Source organism: Pedobacter nutrimenti (assembly GCF_003208655.1).
Classification (GTDB): Bacteria; Bacteroidota; Bacteroidia; order Sphingobacteriales; family Sphingobacteriaceae; genus Pedobacter; species Pedobacter nutrimenti.
On record NZ_QKLU01000010.1, the window covers coordinates 102,118 to 116,463 of the forward strand.

A 14,346-nucleotide genomic window follows, 5' to 3' on the forward strand; every position below is an offset into this window, starting at 1 on the left:
TTCGCGCCGTTAAAAAAAACAGAAATCAATGAGAGCAATTAAAAAACTATGCTTACTGACCCTCGCATTATTCGCTGCACTATACACGCAGGCACAGTCTGGTATGATGGACCCGGTAAGTTTTAAATTAAAAAATGGAATGACCGTTATCGTTGCCCAAAATCAACAGGCGGCTAAAGTATATTCTAAATTTACGGTTGAGGGCGCAGACCTTAACCAACAACATGCTGCAGGTGCAAATGCAATTTTGCAGGTCCTGTTACATCAAAACGCAGCCCCTGTTTCTGCAAACGTAAGTTTCAATGAAAAAGGTGGTCTGGTTAATGCAGATGCGGCCGATTTTGCCAATTCTTTAAATACTTTATCTAAAACCGTACAGGGCGCACAAATCAGCCAGGAGCTTTTTGAAAAAGCAAAAGCCAGCCTGATCGCAGACCTTAAAGTACGCGGACAGGAAGCAGCAAGCGTATCTCTAACAGAAGTGGAATCCGTTAATTTAAAAGATGTTAAAGCATTTTATACCGCTTACAGCTCCCCTTCCAAAGCTTATCTGACAATTGCCGGAAACATCAGTTCTTCTGCTGCCAAAGCCATGGCGCAAAAGGCCTTCGGAGACTGGAAAGAAAACGAGCTGAGCAAATAAGCAGCTCTTTAAATAAGAAGCACCTAAATTGGTATGTATTGGCCCTGTTTCACACAGACCAGTATGTACCATTTTTTTTGCCTGCGGAAAGGCTTGTCCAATCTTTGAGGCCGGTTTAAGCTTTATCTGATAATTTGAACTAAATTTGGGCAATGAAAATCAATACCCTTATCCAGACTGCAGACGGTTCGAATACTTTATTCAATGAAAGAATTGGTGAACACTATCATTCCAAACACGGTGCCCTGCAGGAAAGCAAACATGTTTTTATTGATGCAGGTTTAAAATATGCAGAAAGCCTTTTCGAAAATGAGCCAATAACTATTTTAGAGGTTGGCTTTGGGACAGGCCTTAATTTTCTGCTGACCGCAGCTTACGCCACAGCGCAAAACATCCGGGTCCATTACACTGGTATTGAAGCTTATCCGCTGGATGTAGAAGAACTGGGCAGCACCGGTTACAACCAGTACGTCCCCGCGGATATCTGGCAGGGGCTTCAGCAGCATTATGTACCTGCTTTATCTGAAAAAGTGTTGTTTAATGAGCAGGTTGTGCTGGAAATTCCCCACACCAAACTGCAGGATTTTAAATCCGGACCAAACTACAACCTGATTTATTTCGATGCCTTCTCTGTTCAGCACCAGCCCGAACTCTGGTCTGATGAAATCATTGCCCAGGTTTGTTCTTACCTGAAACCCGGAGGTATTTTTGTAACTTATGCCATTACCGGCAAACTTAAACGTGCTTTAAAAAGTGTTGGCCTGAGTATAGAAAAACTCCCCGGCGCACCCGGAAAAAGAGAAATGCTCCGCGCGATCAAATGCTAAATACACTTCTAGGCGCTTTATCATTTTCTTTTGCTGAATTGACAAATTAAGGACTTGTTTAAAACCAGTACCTAATACATTTGTTTATCTATACGCTGTTTGAATTTTAACATCATCAGGACGGCAATTCAACTATACTATTATACATAATGGAAAAAAGAAAATTAGGCAACACAGACTTATTTGTTTCACCGGTTACTTTTGGAGGGAACGTTTTCGGATGGACAATCAACGAGGCTAAATCCTTCGAAATCCTTGACGGCTTTCTGGAAGCCGGCTTCAATTTTATAGATACCGCAGATGTTTATTCCAGATGGAATCCCGGCAACAGTGGCGGGGAATCAGAAACCATTATCGGAAAATGGCTCAAATCACGCAATAACCGCCAGCAGGTTATCCTGGCCACCAAAGTGGGCGCCGATATGGGCGAAGGCAAAAAACTGAACAAAGCTTACATCACCAAAAGGGTTGAGGATTCCCTGAAACGTCTTCAAACAGATTATATTGACTTGTACCAGTCTCATTATGACGACCTGGAAACGCCTGTACTGGAAACCCTGGAAGCTTATGACCAGCTGATCCGGGCGGGTAAGGTACGCTGGATCGGAGCCTCTAATTTTTCGGCCGAAAGGCTCAAAGAATCTTTGGAAGCCAGTAAGAAAAACAGCCTGCCCATTTATCAGAGTTTCCAGCCCGAATACAATTTGTATTCCAGGGAAAAATTTGAAAAAGAATATGAGCAGCTTTGTCTTGATCATCATTTGGGGGTAATCAATTACTACGCTTTGGCCAGTGGTTTCCTATCTGGAAAATACCGTTCTGAACAGGACCTGAACAAAAGTCAGAGAGGCGGAGGTATTAAAAATTATCTGAACGAAAGGGGTTTTAAAATTTTAAAGGCCCTGGATGAAGTTTCCGAACAATACAATTCAAGTCCTGCCAGTATTGCCCTGGCCTGGCTAATTGCCAGACCCGCGGTAACCGCCCCTATTGCCAGTGTAACCAGTACAGCGCAACTTAAAGACCTTGTTCAGGCTGCGGCTATAAAACTCGATGTAGAACACATTGCGATTTTGGACAAAGCCAGTGAGTGGAAGTAAAGGTGAGTATTCAAAGGAAAAAATGGTGGATGGAATGAAGGAACCGGGCAGGGCGGCATGTTTGGCTACCAGGCATGGTGTTCACTTACATAGATAATTTAAAGCCAAATACGGGTGGAGTTGTGAAGGGGTATTGGCTGATTTGCTCCGCAGGAGCCTAAGCAGGCGCAGCCCTGAACAGCTCTTCCCGATTTGGCCCCCAAAACTATCCCATTCTAAAAATGCCTTGCCCGAATTATTTGGCAGGGCATTTGTTTTAAATTACTTTTATATAAATAAACATAACGCATGAACAACATCTCCCTACCTTTCCACACCAAGCTGGCTATGGTACTCATTTCCATCATCAGCCTTATTTACATCGCCATTTTGGGAGAAACCATTCTTGCGCCTTTTTTATTTTCTTTCCTGCTGGCCTTGCTGTTACTGCCCCTGGCCAATTTCCTGGAGCAAAAACTCAGGTTCAAAAGGAGCCTTTCTTCTATTGTATCGGTGGTGGTAATGATTATCGCCATTGGAAGTATTATGTACTTTTTTGCCCACCAGTTAAGTGACCTGTGGCAGGATTGGCCCCTGCTGAAAAAACAGGTCACCAATACCTTTCATGAAGCGCAGCAATGGATTTCCCATACCTTCCATGTCAATGCAGAAAAACAGCTCAATTACATCAATGATACCGCAACCGGTGCCCTGGCAAAAAGCGCAACAGTATTGGGCGCAACCCTGCTTACCGTATCTTCCACCCTGCTGTTTTTGTCTTTTATCCTGCTGTTTACCTTTTTCATTTTAAATTACAGAAGAATCCTGTTTACTTTTTTAACCTCTGTGTTTAAAGAAGAACATGCAAATAAAGTAAAAGATATAATTGAACAGATCCAGTACATTATTAAAAGGTATATCCTTGGACTGTTCCTGCAAATGCTGATCGTCACCATATTGATGGTCGGAATCCTATCCATTTTAGGGGTTAAATATGCCATTTTGCTTGGCCTTGTGGCCGGGATTTTTAACCTGATCCCATACCTGGGCATATTTACGGCCCTGCTGATCAGCGTACTGATCACCTTTGCCACTGCAGGTGGCGCCAAAGTGCTGCTGGTGCTGGTGACTTTTATAGGCGTACACGCCCTGGACGGAAACATCTTAATGCCACTGGTGGTGGGTTCAAAAGTAAAAATCAACGCACTGATTGCCTTTATAGGAATTGTGGTGGGTGAAATGATCTGGGGGATTCCGGGAATGTTCCTTTGTATCCCTTACCTGGCCATTATGAAAATTATTTTTGACCGGGTCGAACCTTTAAAACCCTGGGGGATTTTACTGGGCGAAGAACCCGGCACCAAGAAGAAACGCCGGGTATACCGCATCACCAAAAAGATAAAATTAGAAGAAGCCGAATAAAGATTACCTTTGCTGACAAATCTGTTTACACATGCCAAATCACGATTCTCCACTAAGCGCAACTGATCCTGCATCCGGTTTTTTAAGATTACTTACCGTCCTTGATACTTTACGTACAGAATGTCCATGGGATAAAAAACAGACCATGGAAAGCTTAAGGCACCTGACCATAGAAGAGACTTACGAACTTTCAGATGCCATTCTGGAAGGCAATTCCGATGAGATCCGAAAAGAGCTGGGGGATGTGATGATGCACCTGGTCTTTTATGCAAGAATTGCATCTGAGCAGGGAGATTTCACCATTCTGGATGTTTTGAACGGGGTTTGTGACAAACTGATCAGCCGTCATCCGCATATTTATGGTGACGTGGAAGTACAGGACGAAGCAGATGTAAAACGCAACTGGGAAAAACTTAAACTTAAAGAGGGCAATAAATCCGTTCTGGGCGGCGTCCCTTCCTCCCTTCCGGCCCTGGTGAAAGCTAGCCGCATACAGGAGAAAGCCCGGGGCATTGGCTTTGACTGGGAAAACAAAACCCAGGTATGGGAAAAAGTAGAAGAAGAGCTACAGGAGTTTAAAAACGAATACAACGTCAAAGAAAATAATGCCATAGACCTGGAAAAAGCAGAAAGCGAATTTGGCGACCTGCTTTTCTCCCTGATCAATTATGCCCGTTTTATCCACATTAATCCGGAAAACGCCCTGGAAAAAACCAATAAAAAATTCATTAAAAGGTTCCGTTACCTGGAAGAAAAGGCGGCCGAAAACGGTAAAGCCCTGCAAGATATGACCCTTGCAGAAATGGATGTTTACTGGAACGAGGCAAAGAAGCACTAACTGTGCTTCTTTTTCATAGTCATTTTAGCCTTTTGACCAATACCGTAATTGTAGTCCTTGGCATTGGCTTCTTTTTTATCATGAAAAGCACCACCGCCTTTAGGTCCATCCTGCTTTTCTTTTACAATTCTGTTTTTGTCAATTTTGGCCTTTTTACCTGGCTGGTCTACAACCAGCTCTTCCGGCAAATCCATCACCTGGATCCTCGCACCAAGGGACTGTTCTATTTTACGAACATCCACCAGCTCCATATCTGTTGCGAAGGTAATGGCAACAACTTCCTCCGGACCCGATTTCAGCACCCGGCTTAAAAAGGTTTCTTTGACCTGTGGCACTTCAAAGTGAAAAATAAACGGAACACCAGACAAATCCACCGAAGCATTTCCTTCGTTGGAAATGATCAGTACCCTTGCGCTTTCAGTTTCTTTAAAATCTTCAATATGATCAAAACCCTCTTCATCAAAAAACAAAGGATTTAATACCGAAATTTCACCTGGCTTGCGGGAATGCAAACTTTGACCCAGTTTCTGGGCGTTTAATCTGGTATTGACAAAAACAACAACTTTATCGAATACCTCATCATCCCTGAGCAAAAGGTCCAGTAAGTTCAGCTTGCTTTTAAAATTTGGAACCTGGTACAAAAGCAGTTCATGGGTCTCTGCCTGTTTTTCACCCAGATCGGTTACTTCTATCACTGCCGGAAAATTCATAAACTGACTGGTCATATGTTCCAGTTTTTCGTGCAGTACGGTTGTAAATACCAGGTGCTGGCACTTGCCTGCACTCCTGGCCAGTTCGCAAACCGGCAATTGCATGCCCTGTTTAACAATCAGTTCAGCATCATCTACTACAAACAACTGCAGCTTACTCAGGTTCAGGCCCAGTTTAAGGTAAACCGCACGTGCCCTGGATGGCAAAGCAACAACAATGTCCACACCATCCACCAGTTCATTGATCTCCGCATCCATACCTCCTGTACCGTATAAACCGATAATCCTCAGGTCCCGGTTTTTACTTAAGGAACGAAACTGATCGATCACCGCCAGTGCCCTTTCCTTATCGGCCACCAGGATTAAAATTTTCGGCGCTTCGTCTGTTCCGTACTTTAACTTCATCAAAGCACCCAGCACATAATTCGTCGTTTTACCGCAGCCCTCGGGTCCAACGGCCAGAATATCCTGCCCACCAATAATCCTGGACATGGTTTTGGCCTGTATTTCTTTAGCGGAGAGGTAACCGGCATCGGTCATTGCTGCCACCAGGGGCTTACTGAGTTTTAATTTATCTAATGACACTTTTCTTTGTTAAAATGATGAATCGCCAAATTTACGGAATATATTTAACTGCTGCTGTAGCGTTTTGAAAGGAAGGTCCGTTTGACTAAAAACCAAAAGCTAAAACATGAACAAATTAACCTTTCTCGCACTCGCATTTTGTGCCCTCTGCTCCTGTAAAAAAGACAAAACTGGCAATGACCTAGAACCACCAATCATATGCCCTCCCATGCTGGTTTCTGCCACTTACAGCGGACAACTGGTCATTTCACCCATAACTCCTACAGGCCTTGCTTATACCCCTGCTGCGGTGACAAACACCGAACTGAACTTTAACGCAAACAATTATGTTTCCACAAAAGGATCCGGCACTTTTGAGTGGAATGGTGTAAAGGAAATGAAATTCACAGATACCAATACCTGGCAGGCCGGCTTTGACCACAACACCATTCTCAACGGAAAGTACACGATGGAATCCAGAGGCGATAGTTTATTTTTAACCAAAATATTTGAGCAGCAAATCAGTCCCCCTCCTGCTGTGGATGTCATCTACTTTTCTTATCAGTACCGGTTAAAGCGGATTAAATAAGCCATCCCCTAAAACAAAGGAATTAAATCTATATTTGTGCCCTAAGCTCAAATATAGATTTATGAAAAAGATTCTACTTATAGGTGCCCTAATGGCCTTTACCAGCGGTTTATGTTTTGCCCAGGACAATGTGGCCTATAAAGCTTCACTGACAAAAATGATGGAGGTGTCGGGTTCAAAAGCAGTCTATGATTCTGCAATACAACAGATGATTTCCATGATGAAAGATGGCAAAAGCAATGTACCGGAAGCTTTCTGGGACGGGTTAAATGCAGAACTTTCCAAACAATCGGTTTCAAGCTTAACAGACTTGCTGCTTCCCATCTATCAGAAATACCTTTCCCTGGAAGACATTAAACAGTTGATTCTATTTTACCAGACACCAGTGGGCAAAAAATTTGCGGAAAAGTCGCCTATGATTATGCAGGAATCCATGAAAGCCGGAGGAGAATGGGGCGCAAAAATTGGTCAGGAAATAGCAGAGAAACTCAAAGAAAAAGGGTACTAAAAATGGCAACCGGCCCTATTGTATCAACATTTTGATATAGAAACCGGCGTATTGGCAGGGGGATTAAGTAATTTTACGGATTAACTAACCCCGATAAATACGAAAGCATGAAGAAACTCTTACTTCCTCTCTTTATCTTAGCCTCCTCCTGTGCAGTTTATGCCCAGGATGCAGTGAGTTATCAAACTCCGCCCAAGGCCATTGCAGACCTGTTGCTTGCCAAATCTACTCCTGGTGTAAACCTGGACAGCAAGGCAGAATGGATGCTACTCAGTGACCGCAATTCTTATCCTTCTGTTGAAGAGCTGGCCATGCCGGAATTACGAATTGCCGGTCTGCGCATCAATCCGAACAATTATGCATTGAGCAGGCAGAGCTTTATTAATGGTTTTACCTTAAAGAACATCAAAACAGGCAAAGTCACTGTTTTAACAGGACTTCCTGTTCCGCTTTTAGCCGGAAATGTTTTATGGAACCCTGGTGAAACAAAAATTTCTTTTACCAACACCACACAAAAAGGAGTCGACCTTTACCTGATAGATATTGCCACAGGAAAAGTTTCCAAAATCAATAAACAACCACTGAATACCGTTATGGGCAGTGGCATTGCCTGGCTGGACAGCCAGACGATTTTGTACAGAACAGCACTTAAACCTGCAAGTGCTGCACCTGCCAAACCTTTAATGCCAAAAGGTCCGGCCGTACAACAAAATCTGGGCAAAGCTGCGCCAAGCAGAACTTACCAGGATTTAATCCGTTCTCCTTATGACGAGCAGTTGTTTGAGTTTTATGCCACGGCACAACTGGTTAAATACAACAATGGCGTAGAAAGCCCTGTGGGCAAACCCGCCATTTATCAAAGTGTAAGTATCTCACCAGATAAAAACTACCTGTTGCAACGCAAAGTCAGAAAACCATTCTCTTATCTTGTTGCTGCCTTTGGTTTTTCTTCAACTGTAGAAATCACAGACCTGCATGGTAAAACCGTAAAAGTGCTGGCCCAGCTGCCTTCTTCTGAAGATACCCCTTCAGGTTATGACAACACCCAAAACCAGCCAAGAGGTTTTGAATGGAGAGATGACCTGGCTTCCACAATTGTATGGGCAAAACCGCTTGATAGCGGAATGATCAAAAAACAGGTTGATTTCCACGACGCAGTTTATGCACTGAGCGCACCTTTTTCCGGCGAAGCAAAAGAGCTTTTCAAAACGCAGACCCGTTACCGCAATACCACCTGGGGTGATGGCACCCTGGCATTGGTTTCTGAAGGACTAAGAGGCAAACAAACCATGAAAATGAGCCGTTTTAACCCTTCCACAGGAACACTGGAAACGCTGTACGAAGGCAACCAGACCGATGCTTATAATGAACCGGGAAGCCCTGTGATGAAAAAAAATCAATTTGGTAAATATGTAATCCAAAAGATAGAAAACGGCACAAAAATCCTTTTGAACAATACGGTTGGAGCTTCCTCAAAAGGAGACCTTCCTTTTCTGGCCAAATTTGACCTGAACAATAAAAAAAGTGAGATCATCTGGAGAAGTGCCGAAGGAACTTACGAATATGTAGCCCAGGTACTCGATCCCGAGAAACTTGTTCTGCTGACCAGAAAAGAATCCCAGACCGAAGCACCAAATTATTTTATTAAAAACCTGGTTCTTCGTGTAGCCGATCGCCAGATTACAGATTTTACCAATCCTTATCCGGGACTGGTGGGCGTCACAAAGGAAAAAGTAGCTTATAAACGTGCAGACGGCATTGATTTAACCGGAAACCTTTACCTTCCAAAAGGATATGACAAAGCAAAAGACGGCCCGCTGCCTTTATTGATCTGGGCTTATCCAAGAGAATTTAACTCTGCTGCAGATGCAGCACAAATCCGCGGATCTAAAGACCGCTTTACCACCATCAGCTGGGGTTCCCCTATTTTCTGGGTGACCCAGGGTTATGCAGTGCTGGACAATGCCGAAATGCCTATTGTTGCTGCCGAAGGCAAAAAACCAAATGACACTTTTGTTGCGCAGTTAAAACTGAATGCAGAAGCCGCCATCAATAAACTGTCAGATATGGGCGTCGCAGACAGAAACCGTGTCGCTGTAGGCGGTCACAGTTATGGTGCTTTTATGACCGCAAACCTGCTGGCACATACCAACCTGTTTAAAGCCGGTATTGCCAGAAGTGGCGCTTACAACCGGACCCTGACCCCCTTCGGTTTTCAGAATGAAGAACGCACGTATTGGGAGGTACCTCAATTGTATTATGAAATGAGCCCTTTTAGTTATGCCGATAAGATCAAAACCCCACTACTGCTCATCCACGGGGATTCTGATGACAATCCCGGAACTTTCCCGATCAATAGTGAAAGGCTTTTCAATGCCATTAAAGGATTTGGCGGAACCACAAGATTTGTGTTTTTACCTTATGAAGCCCACAGCTACAGAGGCAAAGAAAATTTACTCCACATGCTTTGGGAAATGAACAGCTGGCTGGACAAATATGTCAAAAACGCAAAATAAAATACTTGTTGTATAAAAAATCGGCCTGCAAAGCGGGCCGATTTTTTTTGTGCCAAACTTAAATTTAGTGTAACTTTCCAATTGACTTAAGCCCCTATACAAAGCACCTGAATACCTATGTCGGTCTCTAAAAAAACAGTCCTGCTCTGGACTTTCATTTTGTTCAAATTTATTCTCCAGTACAGCATCATCCGAGCGGAATACGAATTACATAGGGACGAATTCCTGCACCTGGACCTGGGCAGGCACCTGGCCTGGGGTTATACTTCTGTTCCACCGCTTACAGGCTGGATCTCCTGGCTCATCATCGCCCTGGGCAATACGGTTTTTTGGGTCAAGTTTTTTCCGGCCCTGTTTGGTGCTTTGACCATACTCACGGTTTGGAAAATTACAGAAGAACTTAAGGGAAGTTTTTATGCCCTGATTTTGGGTGCCCTGGCCGTCACATTTTCTTCCCTGCCAAGACTAAACATACTCTATCAGCCCAATTCACTGGACGTTCTTTGCTGGACCTTACTGTATTATACCCTGATCTGCTATACCAATCATCAGCAAAAAAAGTGGTTATGGGCAGCGGCCCTTGTTTTTGCCATTGGTTTTTTAAATAAATACAACATTGTTTTTCTAGCCCTTGGACTCTTGCCCGCCTTATTGCTCACAGGTCAGCGTAAATGGTTTGGAAGCAAAAATTTCTACCTGGCCCTTGTGCTTGCCCTGCTATTGATTTCCCCCAACCTGATCTGGCAGTTTCAAAATCACCTTCCCGTGTTTAAGCACATGAAGGAACTGAGTGAAACACAACTGGTCCATGTCAACCGGATGGATTTTTTAAAAGACCAGTTGTTTTTCTTTTTTGGCGGCATCTTTTTATGGATACCGGCCTTATTTTCTTTTTATTTTTACAAACCCTTCCGGAAATACCTTTTCATTCCACTTTCGTTTTTCTTCACCATCCTGCTGTTTACCTATCTGAAGGCAAAATCTTATTATGCCATTGGTTTATATCCGGTTTTACTTGCTTTTGGGGCTGTATACCTCGAACAAGCCTGCAGCCAGGGCTGGAAAAGAAAGCTCAAACCTGTACTCATTTTTTTAATCCTGCTCTTTTTTGAACCCGTACTCAGGTTAAGTCTTCCGGTATACACACCTGCTCAAATTACCGATCAAAAAGCACGTTACAAAAGGTTTGGTGCCCTGCGCTGGGAAGACGGCCGGGATCATGACCTGCCCCAGGATTTTGCAGACATGCAGGGCTGGAAAGAGCTCGCAACAAAAGTAGATGCATTATATGGCAGCCTACAGGACAAAAAACATGTACTGGTCATTTGCGACAATTACGGGGAAGCCGGTGCCATTAACTTCTATTCCAGGTACAAAGACATTTCTGCCGTTTCTTTTAATGCCGATTATAAAAACTGGTTCCACCTGGACCGGGAAATCCATCAGGCCATCATGGTGAAAGAAAACATCAACAAAGACGTGGACCACGCCCACGAAAAGGCTCTTTTTAACAAAGTAAGTGTTTATGGAAAAGTTGAAAACCCATACGCCAGAGAAAAAGGGACGGCCATTCTGCTGCTCAGTGAACCCAAAACCTCCATCCGAAAATTACTTATTGAACGTTTAAAATAGTTTTATTTAAATTTTATCGCTTTTAAGGGGGATATCCTGCTGATCAGTAAAGAAGGCAAAATCAACACGGCCACACAAATAAGCATGGTTGCGACATTGAGCACCAGCACATCGATAAAATGAAGTTCTATAGGTACATATTTAAGGTAATAGGAACTTTGTGTCAGTTTGAAAACCTGCGTATATTTTTGCAGGAAACCCAGTCCAAGCCCAAGCAAATTACCCAACAACAAACCTATACCAACCAGATAAGCGGCATTATACAGAAAGATTTTTATAATGCTCAGATCGGTCATGCCAAAAGCTTTAAGCATTCCAATCATATTGGTCCTTTCCAGAATAATAATCAGTAAAGCAGTAATCATATTGATGACGCCAACGATCATCATCAGCACCAGTAAAACCCTTGTATTTACATCCAGCAGCGACAACCAGGAGAATATGTTTGGAAAATAATCTCTGACCGACTCCGATTTCAGATTGGCGCCCAGGTTTTCGTAAACATCCTCTGCCACTTTGGGGAGAGAAGAGAATTTTTTTATACCGATTTCTATTCCTCCAATATCATCCGGCCCCCAATTGTTCAACCTTCTGATGATGTTGATGTTCCCTATTACGAAACTTTTGTCTATCTCCTCTACCCCAATATCATAAATGCCAACAATTTTAAATTTGCGTTTGCGTGGATGGTCCTGTACAAAGGTCATGATAAAATCATCTCCGGTTTTCAGTTTCAACCGCTGTGCTGTAAAACTGGAAATCAGGATCTGCTGATTGGCTTTTGCACTGTCACTGAAGTTAATCACCCGGCCACTTTGCAGGTGTTTTTTAATATAATCCCAGTTATAGCTCTGGTCAATACCCTTAAAGTTGATACCTTCTACTTCATCATTTGCAGAAATAATAGCAGGTTTGGTGGAATAAGGTTGAAAATAAGCAATATCCCGGTTATTTTTCAAAGCCCTGATGGTTTCAGGACCGGCTTTAAAGGGAGACAGTTCAAAAGAATTGTTCAGGTCCAGTTTAAAGATCCTGATGTCGCCAACAAAGCCCCTTACCTTATCCTGGATCTCGGTTTTAAAACCTTTTATAATGGCAACAGATAACATCATCACGGCCAGACTGAGCATAACCCCTGATATGGCAATACGGACAATCAATTTTGAGAAGGTCCTTTCTGCCTTTACGGAGATCCTTTTAGCAATGAAATATTCTGTATTCAATGTTTGCAATATTTGTAACTTAGCAAAAATGCTTATTTGATTTGGATTTAAAGCATATTTATAAAAAAGAAAATAACCAATGTAAACAATATGAAACCAACTCTTTTCCTGGCTTTACAAATTACCTTAACTGCCGTTACCTTCAGTTGCGGGGCAAATTCCCCCAAATTTTCTTCTACACCGGTCCACGCTGAGGGGCCAAAAACTGCGCAAATCAGAACCGGTGCAGAACAAACCGAAAAATACCTTCCGCTGCTCAAAGGAAAACGCATTGGTATGGTGGTGAACCCGACCTCTGTTATTGGAAAGGTCAGTACCGTAGACAGCTTATTGAGCAGAGGGGTCCAAATTGTAAAAATATTTGGCCCGGAGCATGGTTTCCGGGGGGACGCCAGTAACGGGACCCATGTAGACGATGCTGTGGACGCTAAAACAGGCATTAAGGCCGTTTCGCTTTACGGAAAACACGAAAAACCGACAAAAGAAGAATTGGCGGACATTGACCTGATGATTTTTGATGTGCAGGATGTTGGCGTACGTTTTTATACTTATATCAACACCCTGCAGCACGTGATGGAAGCCTGCGCAGAAAACAATAAAGAATTGCTGATCCTTGATCGCCCTAACCCCAATGGTTTTTACGTGGATGGCCCAGTCCTTGACCCTAAGTTTAAATCCGGTATTGGTTTAAAACCCATTCCTGTGGTACACGGCCTTACGGTTGGAGAATATGCCCAGATGCTCAATGGAGAAGGCTGGCTGGACAATAAACTCCGCTGTAAAATTAAGGTCATTAAGGTTGCGGGTTATACACACGACACCCCATATGAGCTTCCTGTAAAACCATCACCCAATCTGAATACGGCCCAATCCATTTTATTATACCCCACCACCTGTCTTTTTGAAGGCACTTATTTAAACCATGGGCGCGGGACCCAGTTTCCCTTTACCATTGTGGGTGCTCCAGCTTTAAAAGGAAAATACAGCTTTTCTTTTACCCCTAAAAGCATCAAAGGAATGTCCGAATCCCCTTTGTTTATGGACCAGGTCTGTTATGGACTGGATTTGAGAAATTATGATACAGAACAGTTCAGAAAAGATAAAAAACTTAAACTCAGCTGGCTGATCGAGTTGTACAACAACTCGCCCAACAAAGCCGATTTCTTTAACTCTAAACTGAGCAAACAAATGGGCGTAATCGAAAGGTTAATTGGTGTGGGGACTTTCCGCGAACAAATCATTGCAGGAAAATCGGAAGAAGAAATCCGGGCCAGCTGGGAACCTGGTTTAAGCAAATACAAAACCATGCGCAAAAAGTACTTGTTATACCCATAACAGTTTTTGAACACCTGAAGAAAGTTCCGATAAAAAAGAGGCCTTCAATCATGAAGGCCTCTTTTTTATTCTATTTCCGATGGATCCAGTTCAGAAGGATCGAACTCTTTGCTAAGCAGTACGGTTGAAGGCTCTCCCTTAAAGCTTGAAGTGGTTTCTATATACTTCCAACCCAATTTACTCATGTAATTTAAAATAGAGATCCGGTTGCTTAAGGTTTCCACATGTTTTAATTTTCTGACATAGAGAGAATCTTTAATGGGACTGTATTGTTTATTTTGCCCAAAATTTAATTTTACATTATTGGCAAAAATGCCAGCGGTAAAAGAAATTTCACAATACTTTTTGATTTTTTTTTCTTGTGCATGTACTGTAAAGGCCAGGAACTGGATCAGCGCAATGGCCACAATCATTCTTGTTTTCATGTGTTTTAATTTTAACTTAACCTGTTCACAAGTTA

At 42.9% G+C, this 14,346-nt stretch carries 13 protein-coding genes; 10 read left to right on the top strand and 3 right to left on the bottom strand.

The window, feature by feature from the left end; all coding sequences use genetic code 11:
- Positions 1-28: 28 nt before the first annotated feature.
- The 5 genes from B0O44_RS22755 (at position 29) to mazG (ending at position 4,809) form a co-directional block, all read left to right on the top strand.
- Positions 29-643: an insulinase family protein gene (locus tag B0O44_RS22755; protein ID WP_110834399.1), complete on the top strand. Its 615-nt coding sequence runs from the start codon at positions 29-31 to the stop codon at positions 641-643.
- A 152-nt stretch (positions 644-795) separates the two neighbouring features.
- Positions 796-1,470, top strand: a complete 675-nt coding sequence (gene mnmD, locus B0O44_RS22760) for a tRNA (5-methylaminomethyl-2-thiouridine)(34)-methyltransferase MnmD (RefSeq protein WP_110834400.1) — start codon at positions 796-798, stop codon at positions 1,468-1,470.
- Between the two features lie 149 nt (positions 1,471-1,619).
- Complete coding sequence (locus B0O44_RS22765; protein WP_110834401.1) at positions 1,620-2,570, top strand: aldo/keto reductase; 951 nt, start codon at positions 1,620-1,622, stop codon at positions 2,568-2,570.
- Between the two features lie 288 nt (positions 2,571-2,858).
- The gene (locus B0O44_RS22770; protein ID WP_110834402.1) at positions 2,859-3,971 is read left to right on the top strand and encodes an AI-2E family transporter; all 1,113 of its coding nucleotides are present in this window, start codon (positions 2,859-2,861) and stop codon (positions 3,969-3,971) included.
- Positions 3,972-4,002: 31 nt separating this feature from the next.
- Positions 4,003-4,809, top strand: coding sequence for a nucleoside triphosphate pyrophosphohydrolase (mazG, locus tag B0O44_RS22775; RefSeq protein WP_110834403.1), 807 nt, complete (start codon positions 4,003-4,005; stop codon positions 4,807-4,809).
- Here the strand turns inward: mazG and B0O44_RS22780 are convergent.
- Positions 4,806-6,104: a DEAD/DEAH box helicase gene (locus B0O44_RS22780; RefSeq protein WP_170123395.1), complete on the bottom strand. Its 1,299-nt coding sequence runs from the start codon at positions 6,102-6,104 to the stop codon at positions 4,806-4,808. The genes mazG and B0O44_RS22780 overlap by 4 nt on opposite strands.
- Positions 6,105-6,210: 106 nt before the next feature.
- On the opposite strand from B0O44_RS22780, the gene B0O44_RS22785 reads away from it, so the two are divergent.
- The 4 genes from B0O44_RS22785 to B0O44_RS22800 all read left to right on the top strand — a co-directional run bounded on the left by B0O44_RS22785 (position 6,211) and on the right by B0O44_RS22800 (position 11,328).
- Positions 6,211-6,672 (top strand): hypothetical protein, encoded by a 462-nt coding sequence (locus B0O44_RS22785; protein ID WP_110834404.1) that lies wholly within the window; start codon positions 6,211-6,213, stop codon positions 6,670-6,672.
- Positions 6,673-6,733: 61 nt separating this feature from the next.
- Positions 6,734-7,180 carry a DUF2059 domain-containing protein gene (locus B0O44_RS22790; RefSeq protein WP_110834405.1) on the top strand — a complete coding sequence of 149 codons (447 nt, stop codon included), beginning with the start codon at positions 6,734-6,736 and terminating at the stop codon, positions 7,178-7,180.
- A 107-nt stretch (positions 7,181-7,287) separates the two neighbouring features.
- On the top strand, positions 7,288-9,696 hold the full coding sequence (locus B0O44_RS22795; RefSeq protein WP_110834406.1) for an alpha/beta hydrolase family protein: 2,409 nt from the start codon (positions 7,288-7,290) through the stop codon (positions 9,694-9,696).
- A 117-nt stretch (positions 9,697-9,813) separates the two neighbouring features.
- Positions 9,814-11,328, top strand: coding sequence for a glycosyltransferase family 39 protein (locus tag B0O44_RS22800; protein WP_110834407.1), 1,515 nt, complete (start codon positions 9,814-9,816; stop codon positions 11,326-11,328).
- 2 nt (positions 11,329-11,330) lie between these two features.
- Here the strand turns inward: B0O44_RS22800 and B0O44_RS22805 are convergent, their stop codons facing one another.
- Positions 11,331-12,551 carry an ABC transporter permease gene (locus B0O44_RS22805; RefSeq protein WP_110834408.1) on the bottom strand — a complete coding sequence of 407 codons (1,221 nt, stop codon included), beginning with the start codon at positions 12,549-12,551 and terminating at the stop codon, positions 11,331-11,333.
- Between the two features lie 90 nt (positions 12,552-12,641).
- Here B0O44_RS22805 and B0O44_RS22810 point away from each other — a divergent pair, with 90 nt between their 5' ends.
- Entirely contained in the window at positions 12,642-13,886 is a 1,245-nt protein-coding gene (locus B0O44_RS22810; RefSeq protein WP_110834409.1) for an exo-beta-N-acetylmuramidase NamZ family protein, read from the top strand.
- A 65-nt stretch (positions 13,887-13,951) separates the two neighbouring features.
- Here B0O44_RS22810 and B0O44_RS22815 read toward each other — a convergent pair whose 3' ends face one another.
- Positions 13,952-14,311, bottom strand: coding sequence for a hypothetical protein (locus tag B0O44_RS22815; protein ID WP_110834410.1), 360 nt, complete (start codon positions 14,309-14,311; stop codon positions 13,952-13,954).
- Positions 14,312-14,346 lie beyond the last annotated feature (35 nt).

What these genes read in the sequence shown, in the direction of transcription:
- B0O44_RS22810 (WP_110834409.1), top strand. Translation starts at nt 12,642, where the DNA reads ATGAAACCAACTCTTTTCCTGGCTTTACAAATTACCTTAACTGCCGTT.
- B0O44_RS22815 (WP_110834410.1), bottom strand. Translation starts at nt 14,311, where the DNA reads ATGAAAACAAGAATGATTGTGGCCATTGCGCTGATCCAGTTCCTGGCC.
- B0O44_RS22800 (WP_110834407.1), top strand. Translation starts at nt 9,814, where the DNA reads ATGTCGGTCTCTAAAAAAACAGTCCTGCTCTGGACTTTCATTTTGTTC.
- B0O44_RS22785 (WP_110834404.1), top strand. Translation starts at nt 6,211, where the DNA reads ATGAACAAATTAACCTTTCTCGCACTCGCATTTTGTGCCCTCTGCTCC.
- mnmD (WP_110834400.1), top strand. Translation starts at nt 796, where the DNA reads ATGAAAATCAATACCCTTATCCAGACTGCAGACGGTTCGAATACTTTA.
- B0O44_RS22765 (WP_110834401.1), top strand. Translation starts at nt 1,620, where the DNA reads ATGGAAAAAAGAAAATTAGGCAACACAGACTTATTTGTTTCACCGGTT.
- B0O44_RS22790 (WP_110834405.1), top strand. Translation starts at nt 6,734, where the DNA reads ATGAAAAAGATTCTACTTATAGGTGCCCTAATGGCCTTTACCAGCGGT.
- mazG (WP_110834403.1), top strand. Translation starts at nt 4,003, where the DNA reads ATGCCAAATCACGATTCTCCACTAAGCGCAACTGATCCTGCATCCGGT.
- B0O44_RS22795 (WP_110834406.1), top strand. Translation starts at nt 7,288, where the DNA reads ATGAAGAAACTCTTACTTCCTCTCTTTATCTTAGCCTCCTCCTGTGCA.
- B0O44_RS22755 (WP_110834399.1), top strand. Translation starts at nt 29, where the DNA reads ATGAGAGCAATTAAAAAACTATGCTTACTGACCCTCGCATTATTCGCT.
- B0O44_RS22770 (WP_110834402.1), top strand. Translation starts at nt 2,859, where the DNA reads ATGAACAACATCTCCCTACCTTTCCACACCAAGCTGGCTATGGTACTC.